At 60.4% G+C, this 17092-nt stretch carries 17 protein-coding genes and 3 tRNA genes; 11 read left to right on the top strand and 9 right to left on the bottom strand.

The window, feature by feature from the left end; genetic code table 11:
• Positions 1-26 precede the first annotated feature (26 nt).
• Both groL and CRO23_RS22130 read left to right on the top strand, forming a co-directional pair.
• Positions 27-1673, top strand: a complete 1647-nt coding sequence (gene groL / locus CRO23_RS22135; RefSeq protein ID WP_004929662.1) for a chaperonin GroEL — start codon at positions 27-29, stop codon at positions 1671-1673.
• Positions 1674-1917: 244 nt separating this feature from the next.
• Positions 1918-2262: a DUF4156 domain-containing protein gene (locus CRO23_RS22130; protein ID WP_025305007.1), complete on the top strand. Its 345-nt coding sequence runs from the start codon at positions 1918-1920 to the stop codon at positions 2260-2262.
• Positions 2263-2350: 88 nt separating this feature from the next.
• On the opposite strand, the gene epmB is transcribed toward CRO23_RS22130, so the two are convergent.
• Complete coding sequence (gene epmB / locus CRO23_RS22125) at positions 2351-3379, bottom strand: EF-P beta-lysylation protein EpmB (protein ID WP_028127561.1); 1029 nt, start codon at positions 3377-3379, stop codon at positions 2351-2353.
• A gap of 42 nt (positions 3380-3421) precedes the next feature.
• Here epmB and efp point away from each other — a divergent pair, with 42 nt between their 5' ends.
• The 4 genes from efp (at position 3422) to sugE (ending at position 4952) form a co-directional block, all read left to right on the top strand.
• Positions 3422-3988, top strand: a complete 567-nt coding sequence (gene efp / locus CRO23_RS22120) for an elongation factor P (RefSeq protein WP_004929666.1) — start codon at positions 3422-3424, stop codon at positions 3986-3988.
• Between the two features lie 70 nt (positions 3989-4058).
• On the top strand, positions 4059-4190 hold the full coding sequence (locus CRO23_RS22115; protein ID WP_004929667.1) for an entericidin A/B family lipoprotein: 132 nt from the start codon (positions 4059-4061) through the stop codon (positions 4188-4190).
• A 120-nt stretch (positions 4191-4310) separates the two neighbouring features.
• Positions 4311-4442 carry an entericidin A/B family lipoprotein gene (locus CRO23_RS22110; RefSeq protein WP_004929668.1) on the top strand — a complete coding sequence of 44 codons (132 nt, stop codon included), beginning with the start codon at positions 4311-4313 and terminating at the stop codon, positions 4440-4442.
• A gap of 192 nt (positions 4443-4634) precedes the next feature.
• Entirely contained in the window at positions 4635-4952 is a 318-nt protein-coding gene (sugE, locus tag CRO23_RS22105) for a quaternary ammonium compound efflux SMR transporter SugE (protein WP_004929669.1), read from the top strand.
• Here the strand turns inward: sugE and blc are convergent.
• The 5 genes from blc to frdA all read right to left on the bottom strand — a co-directional run bounded on the left by blc (position 4946) and on the right by frdA (position 8866).
• Positions 4946-5479: an outer membrane lipoprotein Blc gene (gene blc / locus CRO23_RS22100; RefSeq protein ID WP_097102931.1), complete on the bottom strand. Its 534-nt coding sequence runs from the start codon at positions 5477-5479 to the stop codon at positions 4946-4948. The two genes, sugE and blc, sit on opposite strands and share 7 nt — an antisense overlap.
• Positions 5480-5563: 84 nt before the next feature.
• On the bottom strand, positions 5564-5923 hold the full coding sequence (gene frdD, locus CRO23_RS22095; protein ID WP_016929374.1) for a fumarate reductase subunit FrdD: 360 nt from the start codon (positions 5921-5923) through the stop codon (positions 5564-5566).
• 12 nt (positions 5924-5935) lie between these two features.
• A complete protein-coding gene (gene frdC, locus CRO23_RS22090) occupies positions 5936-6328 on the bottom strand; it encodes a fumarate reductase subunit FrdC (protein WP_025305010.1) in 393 nt (130 codons plus the stop codon).
• 14 nt (positions 6329-6342) lie between these two features.
• Positions 6343-7077 carry a succinate dehydrogenase/fumarate reductase iron-sulfur subunit gene (locus tag CRO23_RS22085; protein ID WP_004929676.1) on the bottom strand — a complete coding sequence of 245 codons (735 nt, stop codon included), beginning with the start codon at positions 7075-7077 and terminating at the stop codon, positions 6343-6345.
• Complete coding sequence (frdA, locus tag CRO23_RS22080; protein ID WP_028127563.1) at positions 7070-8866, bottom strand: fumarate reductase (quinol) flavoprotein subunit; 1797 nt, start codon at positions 8864-8866, stop codon at positions 7070-7072. Before frdA ends, CRO23_RS22085 begins: the two co-directional genes overlap by 8 nt.
• Positions 8867-9251: 385 nt before the next feature.
• Here frdA and epmA point away from each other — a divergent pair, with 385 nt between their 5' ends.
• Positions 9252-10229, top strand: coding sequence for an elongation factor P--(R)-beta-lysine ligase (gene epmA / locus CRO23_RS22075; protein ID WP_028127564.1), 978 nt, complete (start codon positions 9252-9254; stop codon positions 10227-10229).
• A gap of 68 nt (positions 10230-10297) precedes the next feature.
• Here epmA and mscM read toward each other — a convergent pair whose 3' ends face one another.
• The 3 genes from mscM to rsgA all read right to left on the bottom strand — a co-directional run bounded on the left by mscM (position 10298) and on the right by rsgA (position 15678).
• Positions 10298-13645, bottom strand: a complete 3348-nt coding sequence (gene mscM / locus CRO23_RS22070; RefSeq protein ID WP_016929370.1) for a miniconductance mechanosensitive channel MscM — start codon at positions 13643-13645, stop codon at positions 10298-10300.
• A gap of 13 nt (positions 13646-13658) precedes the next feature.
• Positions 13659-14552, bottom strand: coding sequence for an archaetidylserine decarboxylase (gene asd / locus CRO23_RS22065; RefSeq protein WP_047025075.1), 894 nt, complete (start codon positions 14550-14552; stop codon positions 13659-13661).
• Positions 14553-14628: 76 nt separating this feature from the next.
• Positions 14629-15678 carry a small ribosomal subunit biogenesis GTPase RsgA gene (gene rsgA / locus CRO23_RS22060; protein ID WP_016929368.1) on the bottom strand — a complete coding sequence of 350 codons (1050 nt, stop codon included), beginning with the start codon at positions 15676-15678 and terminating at the stop codon, positions 14629-14631.
• A gap of 245 nt (positions 15679-15923) precedes the next feature.
• Between rsgA and orn the strand changes: the two genes are divergently transcribed.
• The 4 genes from orn (at position 15924) to CRO23_RS22040 (ending at position 17009) form a co-directional block, all read left to right on the top strand.
• Positions 15924-16469, top strand: coding sequence for an oligoribonuclease (orn, locus tag CRO23_RS22055; RefSeq protein WP_004929689.1), 546 nt, complete (start codon positions 15924-15926; stop codon positions 16467-16469).
• A 192-nt stretch (positions 16470-16661) separates the two neighbouring features.
• A tRNA-Gly gene (locus CRO23_RS22050) sits at positions 16662-16737 on the top strand.
• A 66-nt stretch (positions 16738-16803) separates the two neighbouring features.
• Positions 16804-16879, top strand: a tRNA-Gly gene (locus tag CRO23_RS22045).
• Between the two features lie 54 nt (positions 16880-16933).
• Positions 16934-17009, top strand: a tRNA-Gly gene (locus tag CRO23_RS22040).
• The last annotated feature ends 83 nt before the right edge of the window (positions 17010-17092 follow it).

Genomic DNA, 17092 nt, shown 5'->3' with positions numbered 1-17092 from the left:
ACTGAACGAGTTGAAGGGAAATACCAATGGCAGCTAAAGACGTAAAATTCGGCAATGACGCTCGCGTGAAAATGCTCCGCGGCGTGAATGTTCTCGCTGATGCAGTAAAAGTGACCCTGGGCCCGAAAGGCCGCAACGTAGTGCTGGATAAATCTTTCGGCGCACCGACCATCACCAAAGACGGCGTTTCCGTTGCGCGTGAAATCGAACTGGAAGACAAGTTCGAGAACATGGGCGCACAGATGGTGAAAGAAGTGGCCTCCAAAGCGAACGACGCGGCGGGCGACGGCACCACCACTGCAACCGTACTGGCTCAATCCATCATCACCGAAGGCCTGAAAGCGGTTGCTGCAGGCATGAACCCGATGGATCTGAAGCGCGGCATCGACAAAGCGGTTGTCGCTGCGGTTGAAGAACTGAAAAAACTGTCCGTGCCTTGCTCCGACTCCAAAGCTATCGCTCAGGTCGGCACCATCTCCGCCAACTCCGACGAAACCGTGGGTAAACTGATCGCGGAAGCGATGGAGAAAGTGGGCAAAGAAGGCGTTATCACCGTTGAAGAAGGCACCGGCCTGCAAGACGAGCTGGACGTGGTTGAAGGTATGCAGTTCGATCGCGGTTACCTGTCCCCATACTTCATCAACAAGCCGGAAACCGGTTCTGTTGAGCTGGAAAGCCCGTTCATCCTGCTGGCTGACAAGAAGATCTCCAACATCCGCGAAATGCTGCCGGTGCTGGAAGCCGTTGCCAAAGCAGGCAAACCGCTGCTGATCATCGCTGAAGACGTTGAAGGTGAAGCGCTGGCGACCCTGGTGGTCAACACCATGCGCGGCATCGTGAAAGTGGCTGCCGTTAAGGCACCTGGCTTCGGCGACCGTCGTAAAGCCATGCTGCAGGACATCGCTACCCTGACTGCCGGTACCGTTATCTCTGAAGAGATCGGTCTGGAGCTGGAAAAAGCCACCCTGGAAGACCTGGGTCAGGCGAAACGCGTTGTCATCAACAAAGACACCACCATCATCATCGATGGCGTGGGCGACGAAGCGACCATCCAGGGCCGCGTTGCTCAGATCCGTCAGCAGATCGAAGAAGCGACCTCTGACTACGATCGTGAAAAACTGCAGGAGCGCGTAGCGAAACTGGCCGGCGGCGTTGCCGTTATCAAGGTTGGCGCAGCGACTGAAGTTGAAATGAAAGAGAAGAAAGCACGCGTTGAAGACGCCCTGCACGCGACCCGCGCTGCAGTGGAAGAAGGCGTGGTTGCCGGCGGTGGCGTCGCGCTGATCCGCGTTGCAGGCAAAATCGCCGCGCTGAAAGGCGACAACGAAGACCAGAACGTGGGTATCAAAGTTGCGCTGCGCGCAATGGAAGCCCCTCTGCGTCAGATCGTGGTCAACGCCGGTGAAGAAGCTTCCGTTATCGCCAACCAGGTGAAAGCGGGCGAAGGCAGCTACGGCTACAACGCTTACTCTGAAGAATACGGCGACATGATCGCGATGGGTATCCTGGATCCAACCAAAGTGACCCGTTCTGCTCTGCAGTACGCGGCTTCCGTGGCTGGCCTGATGATCACCACCGAATGCATGGTCACCGACCTGCCGAAGGCTGACGCACCGGATCTGGGCGCAGCAGGCGGCATGGGTGGCATGGGCGGTATGGGCGGCATGATGTAATCATCCCCCACACGCTTGTGTGCTGAGAACCCCGGTCAAGTGACCGGGGTTTTTTTATGCCTGAGCGCCGCCGCACTGTATTTGATGATATTTTTGCCGCCGGAGGCGATTTAACTGGTAAACTGGTAAGTCATCAGCTGTCGCTCAAGACGTTGGCCCGCTAGCCGTGGCAACGGATGCTTAAGAGATGGCATCGCTTTCTGATAAGCTTTTGCGTAATTCTCAACATCGAATGGGGAACAAGATGCGGATTAAAGCCTTACTGGGTCTTTCGGCAGCGATGCTGCTGGCGGGTTGCAGCACCACTCATGAACTGACCGCTGCGGGTCAGCAGATCAAGTTCACCGACAGCAAGCCGGCGGCGGAATGCCAGCTGCTGGGGGAAGTGACCGGCACCCAGAGCAACTGGCTGTCCGGCAACGGCGGTGAGGGCAGCTCCATGCGCGGTGCGGCCAACGATCTGCGCAACAAGGCGGCGGCGATGGGCGGCAACGTCATTTACGGCGCCAACAGCCCAAGCCAGAACCTGCTCTCCAGCTTCGCGCCGCTGGACAGCAAAATGGTCGGCCAGGTTTACAAGTGCCCGTAAGGCGCTGAGGCCAAACGCCGCACAGAGATAAAAAAAGAGGAATGCCACGGCATTCCTCTTTTCGTTCCATCGGGCCATGTGGCGCGCGTCATTCCTGCATCAGGCGCAGGTCGATCGGCGTTTTGCTCGGTTCGCCGCCCACTTCACGCGTCAGGCGCGGCACCAGATAACCGGACACCTTGCTCAGCAGCGCCTGCATGATGACGCGCGCTTCATCGTCGCTGACCATGAAGTGCGCCGCGCCCTGCACCTTGTCCAGCACGTGGATATAGTAGGGCAGGATGCCGGCGTCGAACAGCGCGTTGCTGAGCGCCGCCAGCGTGTCGGCATCGTCGTTGACGTCGCGCAGCAACACGCTCTGGTTGAGCAGCGTGACGCCGGCGAGGCGCAGCTGGGCCATGGCGCTCCGCAGCTCGCGGTCGATTTCGTTGGCGTGGTTGATGTGCGTGACCATCAGCACCTGCAGGCGCGAGGCTGACAGCAGGCGGCACAACGCCGGCGTAATGCGCGCCGGGATCACCACCGGCAGACGGGTGTGAATACGCAGGCGTTTCAGGTGCGGGATGGCCTCCAGTTCGCCGACCAGCCACTCCAACTCGCTGTCTTTGGCCATCAGCGGGTCGCCGCCGGAAAAAATGATCTCGTCGAGTTCCGGGTGTTGGCGGATATAATCCAGCGCCTGCCGCCAGTTGTTCTTGTTGCCCTGATTATCCTGATAGGGGAAGTGGCGGCGGAAGCAGTAACGGCAGTTGACCGCACAGCCGCCTTTGACCAGCAGCAGCGCGCGATTGCGGTATTTGTGCAGCAGGCCCGGCACCACGCTGCGCTGCTCATCGAGCGGATCGGTGGTGAACCCTGGGGCGTTGATGAACTCTTCTCTGGCGGTCAGCACCTGGCGCAGCAGCGGGTCGTTGGCATCGCCGGGGCGCATGCGCGCAGCGAAGGCGCGCGGCACGCGCAGGGCAAACAGCCGGCGGGCATCTCGCCCCTGCGGCAGTTCCGGGTGCGTATTCAGTGACAAAAGCTGCAGTAATTCATCGGGATCGGTAATAACATCGGCGAGTTGATGCAACCAATCTTCTCTATGTGCCGTACTTTGGGTTATAATGTGTGCCATTTTTTTGGCTAAGCTACCAGTTCAAATATTCAGAGGGCCATCATGGCGACTTATTCTAGCAACGATTTCCGTCCGGGTCTTAAAATCATGTTCGAGGGCGAACCTTACGCCGTCGAAGCCAGTGAGTTCGTTAAGCCGGGCAAAGGCCAGGCGTTTGCACGCGTGAAAATGCGTCGTCTGCTGACCGGCACCCGCGTGGAAAAAACCTTCAAGTCTACCGATTCTTGCGAAGGCGCAGACGTGATGGACACCAACATGAACTACCTGTACAGCGACGGTGAGTTCTACCACTTCATGCACCCTGAGTCTTTCGAACAGCATCAGGTTGACGGCAAAACCGTCGGTGACGCGGCCAAATGGCTGCAGGATAACGCAGAGTGCATCATCACCCTGTGGGATGGCCGTCCAATCGCCGTTCAGCCGCCGAACTTCATCGAAGCGGAAATCACCGATACCGATCCTGGCCTGAAAGGCGATACCGCAGGGACTGGCGGCAAGCCGGCGACCCTGAGCACCGGCGCCGTGGTGAAAGTGCCGTTGTTCGTCCAGATCGGCGAAGTGATCAAGGTTGACACTCGCTCTGGCGAATACGTCTCTCGCGTTAAATAAGTTTCAAAACAGAGGAACCCTGGCGGTTCCTCTGTTTTACCCCATCCCCGTTCGTTGGCAGAAAATCCGCATGTTCAAGAAAACGTTGTTGGCCGTGCTCTCCCTGTTGTTCCTTTTCTCCCTCAGCAGTTGCAATACGTTTCGCGGTTTCGGCGAAGACGTTCAGCATCTCGGCGGCGCCATTTCGCGCACGGCCAGCTGACCCGGCCCTTAACCCGATGTATTCGCGCCACAAAGCCGGTGGCGATTCCACTCTCTGCGCCAATTTTGACTACGCTTAGAAAGCCGTACTTTTTCATCAACGACAAATAAGGACTTTCTTATGCTGAAGAAAAGTATTATCGCGATCTTCTCTTTGATGATTTTGAGCTCGCTGACCGCCTGCAACACCACCCGCGGTGTGGGTGAAGACATTCAGGCCGGCGGCAAGGCTATTCAGCGCAGCGCGGAATAATCCGCATTCCACCCGGCGGCGTTCCGGCTGCGGAGAGCCGCCACATTTCTATCCCTTGCCTGCGCGTTAACGCTGCTGCTATCCTGCCGCAGTGCGGGTGAGGTTGCCCGCCATTCATCACTCAGCTGAACGGGACGACCCGTTTACGCGTCATTTTATCGGGGACGACCCCAGTGGTAGGGAGGCCGTCTCATGGCCTGGATTATTTTGCTTATCGCCGGTTTGCTCGAAGTGGTTTGGGCTATCGGTCTGAAATACACCCACGGTTTTACCCGGCTGACGCCGAGCATCATCACCATCGCCGCAATGGTGGTCAGCATGTTGCTGTTGGCCAACGCCATGAAAACGCTGCCCGCCGGCACCGCCTACGCGGTGTGGACCGGCATCGGCGCGGTGGGCGCGGCCATCATGGGCATGGTGCTGTTGGGGGAATCGACCAATATTGCGCGCATCATCAGCCTGTGCCTGATCGTGGTCGGCATCCTCGGGCTGAAGTTCAGCAGTCACTGATCGGCGGACTGCTGCACCCAGATCAGCGCATCGGTGGCGAAACCGTAGCCCTTGGCTGTCTGCAATAAACGGTTGCGTACGCTGGCGTCAAGCGTCGGCGTGCGCGACAGGATCCACAGATAGTCGCGGTTAGGGCCGCAAACCAGCGCGTAGCGATATTCCGGATCCAGGGCTATCACGTTGTAGCCGCCATAGAAGGGGCCGAAGAACGACACTTTCAGCGCCGCGACCTGCGGTGAACCGATAAAGTAGGCTTTGCCTTCGCTTTCTTGCCATTGCTGTTTTTGCGCATTGAAGCCGCGATTGATGACTTTCAGTCCGCCGTCGGCGCGCGGGCCGTAATGGGCGGTCACCTGCTGCAAACCGCGTTCAAAACGATGATCCAGACGAGCGATCTCATACCAGGTGCCGAGATAGCGCTGGCTGTCGAAAGGGGTCACGACCCTGATGTCTTTAGGCGGGGAGACGCTGCAGGCCACGGAGAGCAGGGCGGAAAGCATGACGCTAAGCTTTGACCATAAACGCATCGGTGACTCCTGTTTACCGGGGGCGAGTAGACAGTGTAGCCGATGAGAAAAGGGCGGCCAACGGGCGTTGGCCACCCGAGCGGTTTACAGCGTGATGACGCCGATGACGGTGACGACGCTGAGTATCGCCGCCAGACCGTAGAACACCCATTTGCCTGCCGGCACGTGGATCTTCAGATCGTGCATCGCATGGTGGATGCGGTGCAGGCCGCACCACAGCGGCAGAATGATCATCAGCAGCAGGAACAGGCGGCCGATCAGGCTCTGGCAGAACGCCAGCACGCGCTCGTAACCCAGCGCTTCACCGGGGAACAGCCCCAGCGGCAGCAGAATGCCGACCAGCAGCACGATGGCCGGCGCGACAATCGCGCCCCACATGCCGCCGGCGCCGAACAATCCCCAGAAAACCGGCTCGTCGGAGCGTTTAGGTGCTTGATTTATCATGATTCCTCCGGATTAGAACAGGGCCACGGCCAGGATGACCACGCTGACGACGATCGTGACGGCCCATAGCCCTTTCACGATGGGGCCCGGTCCCATTTTCTCGCTGTTGACCACGATATTGGCGGCCTTCGGCGCCAGATCGAACCAGGTTTTGGTGTGCAGCGCCGCCGCCAGCAGGGCGACGACGTTGATTAACAGCACCAGCGGGTTCTGCAAGAAGCCGACGAAGCCGGCCCAGCTCTCGGCGCCGCCCTTCAGCGCGAACACGCCGTAGAGCAGCACGATGCTGAACCAGACCGCCAGCACCGAGGTGCCTTCACGCAGCATGTAGAAACGGTAGAAGCCGAGCTTTTGCCACCAGGTGGGCGTCATGGTGCGCACATAGGGCTTACGTTGAGTTGTCATGGCAATTTTCTCCCTTATTGCGGCTTCAACATGGCGATCATGAAGTCTTTGGCGCTCTCCACCTTGCCTTGCTGGATAGCTGCGGCGGGATCGACGTGTTTCGGACAGACTTCGGAGCAATAGCCGACGAAGGTGCAGCTCCAGACGCCGTTTTGGCCGTTGAGCTGCGGCATGCGCTGTTTCTTGCCGTGGTCGCGGTTGTCCAGGTTATAGCGGTGCGCCAGCGTGATCGCCGCCGGGCCGATAAACTCGGGGTTGAGGCCGAACTGCGGGCACGCCGCGTAGCACAGGCCGCAGTTGATGCAGCCGGAGAACTGGTGGTACTTGGCCATTTGCGCCGGGGTCTGCACGTTCGGGCCATCCTCCGGTTTGCGATCGTTGCCGATGATGTACGGTTTGATCGCCTCCAGGCTTTCGATGAAGTGGGTCATGTCGACCACCAGATCGCGCTCGATCGGGAAGTTGCCCAGCGCTTCGACCTTCATGCCGCCGACGTAGTCGCGCAGGAAGGTTTTGCACGCCAGCTTCGGCACGCGGTTGACCATCATGCCGCAGGAGCCGCAGATCGCCATGCGGCAAGACCAGCGGTAGGAGAGGTCCGGCGCCAGGTTATCCTTGATGTAGCCCAGCGCATCGAGCAACGAGGTCTGTTCGTCGTAAGGCACGGCGTAAGTGACGAAATGCGGTTCGGCGTCGCTTTCCGGGTTATAGCGCATGACGTCGATCTTCAGGGTTTGCATCTCAGCCATTTGCCTGCTCCTTATTCTTTTTCTCCTGCGCTTCGGCTTCTGCGCCGTAGACGCGTTTGGCCGGCGGCAGCTTGGTGATTTTCACGTCGCTGTATTCGAGACGCGGCGCGCCCTGCGGGTTATGGAACGCCAGCGTATGCTTGAGGAAGTTGACGTCGTCACGCTCGGTGCAGCCTTCGTCCAGGCGCTGATGGGCGCCGCGCGACTCTTTGCGGTTAAACGCGGAGTGCGCCATACATTCGGCGACGTCCAGGCCGTAGCCCAGCTCGATGGTGTACAGCAGATCGGTATTGAACACGCTGGAGTTGTCGGTGATTTTGACGCGTTTGAAGCGCTCTTTCAGCTCGGCCAGCTTATCGATGGTTTTTTGCATCAGCTCCGGCGTGCGGTAGATGCCGCAGCCTTCTTCCATCGACAGCCCCATTTCGTCGCGGATCTTCGCCCAGTTTTCGTTGCCTTCCTGCTTCATCAGGTTGCTCAGGCGGGTTTCGACGTCGCGGGTTTGCGCATCCAGCGCGCTGCCGTTGGCCGGCGCGGTTTCCAGCGCGCGGCGCGCCGCGTGCTCACCGGCGACGCGGCCGAACACCACCAGTTCCGCCAGCGAGTTGGAGCCGAGGCGGTTGGCGCCGTGCAGGCCGACGGAGGAGCACTCGCCGACCGCGAACAGCCCCTTGATGCGGGTTTCACAGTTCTGGTCGGTTTCAATGCCGCCCATGGTGTAGTGCGCGGTAGGGCGCACCGGGATCGGATCTTTCACCGGATCGACGCCGACGTAGGCCTTGGCCAGTTCGCAGATGAACGGCAGCCGCTCCAGCAGCTTTTTCTCGCCCAGGTGGCGCAGATCGAGGTAGACCACGTCGCCGCGCGGGGTGGCGATGGTGCGGCCGGCGCGCCATTCGTGCCAGAAAGCCTGCGACACCTTGTCGCGCGGGCCCAGCTCCATGTATTTGTTCTTCGGTTCGCCCAGTGGGGTTTCCGGGCCCATGCCGTAGTCTTGCAGGTAGCGGTAGCCATCCTTGTTCACCAGGATGCCGCCTTCGCCGCGGCAGCCCTCGGTCATCAGGATGCCGGAACCGGGCAGGCCGGTCGGGTGATACTGCACGAACTCCATGTCGCGCAGCGGTACGCCGTGGTGGAACGCCATGCCCATGCCATCCCCGGTCACAATGCCGCCGTTGGTATTGTAGCGGTAAACGCGCCCGGCGCCGCCGGTGGCCATCACCACCGCGTTGGCGCGGATCTGCACGCGGGTGCCTTCCATCATGTTGAGCGCCACCAGGCCGCGCGCCTGGCCATCATCCACCAGGATATCCAGCACGAAGTGCTCGTCGAAGCGTTGAATTTGCGGGTATTTCAGCGAGGTCTGGAACAGGGTGTGCAGCATGTGGAAGCCGGTCTTGTCGGCGGCGAACCAGGTGCGTTCGATCTTCATGCCGCCGAAGCGCCGCACGTTGACTGAGCCGTCCGGTTTGCGGCTCCACGGGCAGCCCCACTGCTCGAGCTGGGTCATCTCGCGCGGGCACTGATGCACGAAGTGATCGACCACATCCTGCTCGCACAGCCAGTCGCCGCCGGCGACGGTGTCGTGGAAGTGGTAGTCGAAGGTATCGTGATCCTGAGTGACGGCGGCGGAGCCTCCCTCGGCGGCGACCGTGTGGCTGCGCATCGGGTAGACCTTAGAGATCAGCGCGATTTTCAGTTGGGGATTGGCTTCCGCTGCGGCTATTGCTGCACGTAAACCAGCGCCCCCGGCCCCAATAATGGCAAGATCGGCGTTAAAGGTTTGCACTGCATTCCTCCAATGTTCTTGTTAAGAACGGCAAGTTAAATATCTATGCTTAAAATTTAGCGAACTCTTCGGGTGCTAACTAATTGAACCGATTAATGTTGCTTAAAGGTTAAGGATAGATATCTCCCACCAATAATGGGGAATTAACTATACCTAAAGTTAAGTAGTCGAAATTTGATGTGATCGATTGTTTTGTCGATTAACGCTTGTCCAACAGGCTTACCTGCCTTTTCGCGTGTTCGGCGTGCTTTACCCTTTTTAACGCACTTTTGCCGCCCATTTGTCGGAAATTGGCGTTCTGGCCGGTTGCGCATCGTGAAGAATTTGTTTGGCTGCAAGGATGCGAGTAGACTGCATCCCCTGTTTGATTTCGGAGTTAATTACCATGAGCGAAACGGCAAGCTGGCAGCCTAGTGCACCCATCGCCAATTTGTTGAAACGCGCAGCGATTCTGGCTGAGATCCGGCGTTTCTTCGCCGATCGTGGCGTGCTGGAAGTTGAGACGCCCACCATGAGCCAGGCGACGGTCACCGACGTTCACCTGTTCCCGTTCGAGACGCGTTTCGTCGGGCCGGGGGCGGCAGAGGGCCTGACGCTATACATGATGACCAGCCCGGAATATCACATGAAGCGCCTGCTGGCGGCGGGCAGCGGCCCGATCTACCAAATGGGGCGCAGCTTCCGCAATGAAGAAGCCGGGCGGCATCATAACCCGGAATTCACCATGCTGGAGTGGTACCGTCCGCACTACGACATGTACCGCCTGATGAATGAGGTGGACGATCTGCTGCAACAGGTGCTGGACTGCGAGAGCGCGGAGACCCTGTCCTATCAGCAGGCGTTCCTGCGCCATCTGGACATCGATCCGCTGTCGGCGGAGAAGGCGCAACTGCGTGAAGCGGCGGCCAAACTCGATCTGAGCAACATCGCCGATACCGAAGAAGATCGCGATACGCTGCTGCAGCTGCTGTTCACCGTGGGCGTGGAACCGCATATCGGCCGTGAAAAGCCGGCGTTCGTTTACCACTTCCCGGCCAGCCAGGCGGCGTTGGCGGAGATCAGCACCGAAGACCACCGCGTGGCGGAGCGCTTCGAGGTGTATTTCAAGGGCATTGAGCTGGCGAACGGTTTCCGCGAGCTGACCGACGGCCGTGAACAACAGCAGCGCTTCGAGCAGGACAACCGCAAACGCGCGGAGCGCGGCCTGCCGCAGCAGCCGATCGACTACCGCCTGTTGGCGGCTTTGCAGCACGGCATGCCGGAATGTTCCGGCGTGGCGCTGGGCGTGGATCGTCTGGTGATGCTGGCGTTGGGCGCCGAGAGCCTGAGCGAAGTCTTAGCCTTCCCGGTCGGGATCGCCTGACGTTTCAGGCGGAGAGAAAAGCAAAAAGGGTCGGCATTTGCCGGCCCTTTTTTTATTGCGAGAAACGCTTACAGCCCCCCGGCGTCGCGCTTGGTGTTCGGCGCCGGCGTAGACGGAGGCGTGCGGCCGTTGTTGGTCAACCGCGACAGCGTCTCGGTGCGCACCTGGAACGGCGGGTACGGCAGCGTGATGCCGTGCTCGCGATAACCCGCCAGGATCAGCTGGTGGATCTCATGGCGTAGCGGCATGCGGTGGCCCATCTCGGCGGCGTAAATACGCATCTCGAAGATCTGGATGCCCTGCTGCAGATCGACCAGGTAAACCTCCGGCGCCGGGTTATCCAGCACCAGCGAGCAGCGCTCGGCGGCGTTCATCAGGATCTTGGTCACTTCTTCGCTGTTGGCTTCGCCCGGCGCCGGTACGGTCAGCACCACGCGGGTCAGGGTGTCCGACAGCGACCAGTTGACGAACTGTTCGGTGATGAACGCTTTGTTCGGCACGATGATCTCTTTGCGATCCCAGTCCGAAATGGTGGTGGCGCGGGTGTTGATCTTGGTGACGGTGCCGGTCAGGTTGCGGATCGTCACGGTGTCGCCGATGCGGATCGGTTTCTCGAACAGGATGATCAGGCCGGAGATGAAGTTGGAGAAGATCTCCTGCATGCCGAAGCCCAAGCCCAGACTGAGCGCGGTAACCACCCACTGCAGTTTTGACCATTCGATGCCGATCCAGGCGAAGCTGAGCACCGCGCCGAACAGCAGCAGCAAGTACTTGGTGATGGTGGTGATGGCGTAGCCGGTGCCCGGCGACAGATCCAGGTGCTGCAGCACCGCCAGCTCCAGCAGCGCCGGCAGGTTGCGCACCAGCTGCATGGTGATGATCAGCACCAGAATGGCGATCAGCACCGCGCCGAGGGTGATCGGATGGGCGGTCTCCACGCCGTTGACCGTCGAAGTCACGTCCCACAGCGAAATGTTTTCCAGGAAGGCGAACGCGGAGTGGATCTCGGACCACAGCACGATCACCGACACCAGCGCGATCAGCGTCAGGATCGATCGCACCAGCCGCAGCGACTGGGCGCTGATGGTGTCCAGATCGAAGTCCGAATCGTCCGGATCGATGGCGCCTTCGGTGCTGTTCGGGGTGTGCGAGGTTTCGTCTTCGCCGCGGGCGCGCTGGGCCAGGATGTCGGCGCGGCGCTGTTTGGCGCGATCGAAAGCGATGCGCCGCCGTTGGATCAGCATCCAGCGGCGGATGATGTGGTAGATGACCAGCAGCAGGAACCAGATCGCCACCGAGGTTTCCAGGCGCGCCAACAGCGCCTGCGCGGTGGTGAGGTAACCGACGGTCGACGCCAGCGCCGCCAGCAGCGGCGCCGACAGCAGCAGCCCCCAGAAGGCGCTGTTGAGCATGTTGTCGCCGGAGCCGTTTTTATCCAGATACAGCGGAATGCCGGCGCGTTTCAGGCTGTGGGTGACCAGCGCCAGCGCCAGACACAGCAGGATAAAGCACAGCCGCCCCAGGGTGTTGGCGAACTCGCGTTCTTTCAGGCTATCGAAGGTGATCAGTGCCATGATCAGCGGCACGATCAGCCAGATCGACATCTTGTAGTAGCGCATGGCGCGCGAAACCTGCTTCGCCGGCCAGCGGAAGTGCACGATGAACAGCCCCTGCGGGTGGGCGAAGGCGGCGCAGATCATGCAGATCCACAGGATCGGCAGCGTGGCGGTCACCCCTTTGCCGATCGCTTCCGCCACCGGGTAGTTCCAGGCGCTCTGCAGGCCGTAACCGAGCGCGGCCCACAGCACCGGCAGCGGCATCGCCACCAGAATCGACCAGAACACGGTGCGCACCGTCAGGAAGAATTCGTCCTGCGTCACCTTGCCGACGCGGCTGCTGGCGCGCTCGAGGAAGGCGTGATAGTGCTTGCGCGAACTGATGCTGAAAATCACCAGCAGCAGGGCGCCGAAGATCGGGATCAGCGTTTCGCGGCTGGTCACCATCATCATGAAGGCGCCGCCGAGCTGCGACAGCGTGTCCAGCGACAGGACGCGGGTCAGATCGTGCGCCACGTTGAGCGGATAAGAGAAGTTGATCGGATTGACGTCCGGCACCCAGAACAGATAGCGGTGGGTGGCGTCGCGGATCTCGTTCAACGCTTCGATCAACTGGGTGTTGGCCACCTTCAGCTTGGTCAGCTCAAGGATTTGGGTGTCGCAACCGGACAACAACGAGTTGAGCAGCTCGCGCTGGGTGCGCAGCTGGGCATCGACGATGCGCTGCTCCTGGTTGGTCAGCGCGCTGCCGTCGTCGCGCTTGAATTCGCGCTGCGACAGTTTTTCCAGCTGGTTTTCAAACTGCAGGCGCTGCACGCGCAGCTGGGCCATGTCGCCGTCCAGCTGTTGCGGCTTGGGCATTTCCGGCAGCGTCGCCACCTGGGCGCGCAGGGTTTCCCCCAGCGCCGACGACGAGCCGAGCCATTGGGCCTGTTCGATGATGGTGCTCAGCGCCTGGCGCACCTGCAGCGTCTGCGCCGCCGCCTGCCGCTGCTGCGACGAAATCAGATCCATGCGCTGCGCCTGGCTGTTCAGCGCGGCGGACAGTTCGCGGTTGATCTGCAGCTGTTGGCTGATGCTTCTTGGCAAATCGCCGTTCTGCTCGGCCAACTGCTCGGTTTTTTCCAGCGCCAGTTCCGCTTCGCGTTGGCGCTGGGCGTTGAGGTTGTTGCGCAGCGCCTGCAGCTGAACGTCTATTTTCTCGTGGCGCTTTTTATAGACCTCGGCGCGCATGCGCGCCAGCTCCTGCCGGTTGTTGGCCGACAGCTGCGCTAGCTCCAGCTCGTCCACTTTGGCTTTGCGCGCCGCAGCTTCGGTCTGCAGCAGGGCCAGGGCGGCCTGCGCGTACGGCGTGGTCGGGTTGGCGGGCTGCGCCTGCAGGCGGCGCTGCACTTCCGTCAGCGCACGGCGGGCGTCGGTCTGCTGCTGCGGCAACTGGCCGAGCGAATCGCTGATTTCCCGCGTGCGATCCTGTTCTTGCTGCAGCAGGCGCGCCTGTTCCAGCAGCAGGCTGCTGGTTTGCAGGATCTGCTGTTCCAGCTCGGCGGCCGGCAGATCGTCGCCGTTCGGCAGGATCTTGTTGCTTTCCAGCACCAACTGACGGCGCAGTTCCTGCGTCATCTTCGGGAAATCGTCGATCACTCTCTGATACTGCTCGGAGCGAGTCTGCGACTCTTTGCGCTCCGTCAGCCAGTTGAGGGCGCTTTGCAGCGCCTCGGTGGTTTCCGCCTGATTCGGCGCGTTTTTGCTGCTTTCCGCCTGCTTCAGCTCCTGTTTGAGCTGGGTCTCGGTCGGCACGGGGGCGGCCAGCGCCGGTTGCCACAGCAGGCAACCGAGCAAAAGCGTGATGATCAGGCGCACGGCGTCGATTCCTTTAGAGCGGGGTCTGTGGTGTTTCAGCGGCGGCCGGGATTTCGGCGAAGGCTTCACCCATGCGGGTGACGGTGCCGTTATGCAGCTGCGGCGCGAACTGCACGCTGCCTGCGGTAAACAGGTTGATCACCGTGGAGCCGAGTTTGAAACGGCCCATCTCGGCGCCTTTTTCCAGCGCGATGGCGCCTTCTTCGCCGGCGGCCGGGTAGGTCCAGCGTTTGATGATGCCTTCGCGCGGCGGCGTGACGGTGCCGGCCCAGACGGTTTCGATACTGCCGACGATGGTGGCGCCGACCAGGATTTGCACCATCGGCCCGATGTCTGTGTCGAAGACGCAGATCACGCGCTCGTTGCGTGCGAACAGGTTAGGCACGTTGGCGGCGGTGAGCGGGTTGACCGAGAACAGATCGCCCGGCACATAGATCATTTCGCGCAGTACGCCGGCGCACGGCATGTGTACGCGGTGATAGTCGCGCGGCGCCAGGTAGGTGGTGGCGAACAGGCCGTTGCGGAACGGCTCGGCCAACAGGTAGTTGCCGGCCAGCAGCGCTTCCAGGCTGTAGTGGTGGCCTTTGGCCTGGAAGATTTGGTCCTCGCGGATCGGGCCGAGCTGGCTGATGGCGCCATCGGCGGGCAGCGCCAGCCAGTTGGCGTCGGCGATGATCGGGCGCGCGCCATCGCGCAGCGGGCGCACGAAGAAATCGTTGAAGGTGGCGTAAGACGCCAGGTCCGGGTTTTGCGCTTCCTGCATGTCCACGCGGTAGTAGCGGGCGAAGGTTTTGACCACCAGTTGGGTCAGCCAGCCGGCCCGTTTGTCGGCGCCCCAGCCCGCCAGGCGGGTCAGCGCCAGCTTCGGCAGCCAATATTGCAGTTTAATCTTGATGCTATCCAGCACGTTAACCTCGTGAATCAGGGTAAAGGGCGCGCATTGTAACGAGGGCGCCGCCGCCGTCAATGCCCGCCCGTCAGTGTCAGTCTGCGGCGTCCGTGAAGTTCTTGCGAACCTTCACCTGCGCCATGCTTTCCAGAATGCGGTGGTAATTGTCGAAACGCTCTTCCGCGATGTCGCCTTTCTCCATCGCCGCGCGGATGGCGCAGCCGGGATCGGTATCGTGGCGGCAGTCGCGGAATTTGCAACCACCTAAATAATCACGGAATTCGACAAAGCCGCGGGTAATTTGTTCCGGCTCCAGGTGCCACAGGCCAAACTCGCGCACTCCGGGGGAGTCGATCACGTCGCCGCCATGCTGGAAGTGGTACAGCCGCGCGGCGGTGGTGGTATGTTGCCCGAGGCCCGATACGTCGGAAACCTGATTTACCAGAATTTGCTCTTCAGACGGCGGCAACAGCGCGTTCAGCAGGCTGGATTTGCCTACCCCCGACTGGCCGGCGAAGATGCTGATGCGCCCGGCCAGCGCCTGTTCGAATTCCGCCATGCCTTCCCGCGTCTGGCTGGAGACTTCCAGCACCCGGTAGCCAATCTTGCGATAGATATCCATCATGCCGTCGACCAGCTTGCGCGCTTCGGCGTCCAGCAGGTCAATTTTGTTGAGCACGATCAGCGGCTCGACTTCGAGCGTTTCGCAGGCCACCAGATAGCGGTCGATGATGTTCAGCGACAGCTCGGGCAGGATCGCCGACACGATGACGATCTGATTGATATTGGCGGCGATCGGCTTCACGCCGTCGTAGAAGTCCGGGCGCGTCAGCACCGAGGTGCGCTCGTGCACCGCTTCCACAATGCCCTTCACCCCTTCATGGGCGCCCAGGCCGGGGCGCCACACCACGCGATCGCCGGTGACCAGCGAACGCAGCGTGCGGCGGATGTTGCAGCGGTGCTGAGTGCCATCCGGCGCCTCAACGTCGGCGTGCATGCCGAAACGGCTGATGACGATGCCTTCCTGCGGCTCGCCCAGCTGGGAATCATCCGGTTCCGGTTTGTTATCGGCGCGCTTCAGACGGCGCTGATGGTTCGCCTGCACGCGGCGTTGCTGACCTTTGGACAGTTTGTTCTTACTCACTGCGCCTCACTTGAATCGGTTTTATACCTTTACGTATACGCACAGCTGCGGCGAGGGACTAGCCCCGGGCGCAGCCTTGAACCCGTCAGGGTATATGTCGCCCAAGGCGACCAAAAAGACTATGATACACGCTATTTTATATTAAATAACCGTTGTTAGCCGCCGGCTGCGGCGCGTTGCCACCGGCGGCGCCCGTCGTCTCGTCCGCACAGCGTTTTTCTCTCGGCTTTTAGGCAGGAAACATCATGACAGGAAACGAAAATAACCTGATTTGGATCGATTTGGAGATGACCGGGCTGGATCCCGAGCGCGACCGCATTATCGAGATCGCCACGCTGGTCACCGACGCCAATCTGAACATCCTGGCGGAAGGGCCGGTGATCGCCGTGCACCAATCCGACGAGCAGCTGGCCTTGATGGACGAGTGGAACGTGCGCACCCATACCGGCAGCGGGCTGGTGGAGCGGGTGAAAGCCAGCCGCCAGGACGATCGCGCCGCCGAGCTGGAAACCATCGCCTTCCTGCAGCAATGGGTGCCGGCCGGCAAATCGCCGATTTGCGGCAACAGCGTGGGCCAGGATCGCCGTTTCCTGTTCCGCTATATGCCCGAGCTGGAGGCCTACTTCCATTACCGCTATCTGGACGTCAGCACGCTGAAGGAACTGGCGCGCCGTTGGAAGCCGGAAATTCTCGGCGGCTTTAAGAAGCAGGGCACCCATCAGGCGCTGGATGACATCCGCGAATCGGTGGCCGAACTGGCTTATTACCGCGAACATTTCATTCAGCTTTAAGGCGATGGCGGCCCCTGCGGGGAAAAAACGTCGTTTTTAGCCGCTTAATTCGCCAATCTGGCGCTTTAATCGGCAATCAAACAAAAATCGTGTTTTTTTGCTTTCAGGGGCTTGCGGCAAAAAGGATTTCTCGTATAATGCGCACCCCGTACCGATGAAGAATTTCGTAACGTTCCACCATCGATACGCCGGGCGGGAATAGCTCAGTTGGTAGAGCACGACCTTGCCAAGGTCGGGGTCGCGAGTTCGAGTCTCGTTTCCCGCTCCAAATTCAACAATGTCGCGATGCGGCATGATGAATAAATAAAGCAGTATCAAGCAGTACCTATGCGACGCGGGAATAGCTCAGTTGGTAGAGCGCAACCTTGCCAAGGTTGAGGTCGCGAGTTCGAGCCTCGTTTCCCGCTCCAAAAATTCAAAGGTCACGCCAGTGTTTGGTGACCGGATGCCAAAAGCATCTCTATGCGGGAATAGCTCAGTTGGTAGAGCACGACCTTGCCAAGGTCGGGGTCGCGAGTTCGAGTCTCGTTTCCCGCTCCAATTTTCTCTTCGTTTCAAACTCAAGTCCAACGCCTTATCCGGCGCGGATTTTTGTCCCGTTTTACACGCCTGCTAAAAATGTT

This window comes from Serratia sp. JKS296, from assembly GCF_900215445.1.
Taxonomy (GTDB): Bacteria; Pseudomonadota; Gammaproteobacteria; order Enterobacterales; family Enterobacteriaceae; genus Serratia; species Serratia marcescens.
This window is presented reverse-complemented; position numbering and strand designations above follow the sequence as displayed.

Bases quoted from the DNA above. Each gene is read 5' to 3' on its own strand.
- groL (WP_004929662.1), top strand. From the start codon at position 27: ATGGCAGCTAAAGACGTAAAATTCGGCAATGACGCTCGCGTGAAAATG.
- CRO23_RS22130 (WP_025305007.1), top strand. From the start codon at position 1,918: ATGCGGATTAAAGCCTTACTGGGTCTTTCGGCAGCGATGCTGCTGGCG.
- epmB (WP_028127561.1), bottom strand. From the start codon at position 3,379: ATGGCACACATTATAACCCAAAGTACGGCACATAGAGAAGATTGGTTG.
- efp (WP_004929666.1), top strand. From the start codon at position 3,422: ATGGCGACTTATTCTAGCAACGATTTCCGTCCGGGTCTTAAAATCATG.
- CRO23_RS22115 (WP_004929667.1), top strand. From the start codon at position 4,059: ATGTTCAAGAAAACGTTGTTGGCCGTGCTCTCCCTGTTGTTCCTTTTC.
- CRO23_RS22110 (WP_004929668.1), top strand. From the start codon at position 4,311: ATGCTGAAGAAAAGTATTATCGCGATCTTCTCTTTGATGATTTTGAGC.
- sugE (WP_004929669.1), top strand. From the start codon at position 4,635: ATGGCCTGGATTATTTTGCTTATCGCCGGTTTGCTCGAAGTGGTTTGG.
- blc (WP_097102931.1), bottom strand. From the start codon at position 5,479: ATGCGTTTATGGTCAAAGCTTAGCGTCATGCTTTCCGCCCTGCTCTCC.
- frdD (WP_016929374.1), bottom strand. From the start codon at position 5,923: ATGATAAATCAAGCACCTAAACGCTCCGACGAGCCGGTTTTCTGGGGA.
- frdC (WP_025305010.1), bottom strand. From the start codon at position 6,328: ATGACAACTCAACGTAAGCCCTATGTGCGCACCATGACGCCCACCTGG.
- CRO23_RS22085 (WP_004929676.1), bottom strand. From the start codon at position 7,077: ATGGCTGAGATGCAAACCCTGAAGATCGACGTCATGCGCTATAACCCG.
- epmA (WP_028127564.1), top strand. From the start codon at position 9,252: ATGAGCGAAACGGCAAGCTGGCAGCCTAGTGCACCCATCGCCAATTTG.
- orn (WP_004929689.1), top strand. From the start codon at position 15,924: ATGACAGGAAACGAAAATAACCTGATTTGGATCGATTTGGAGATGACC.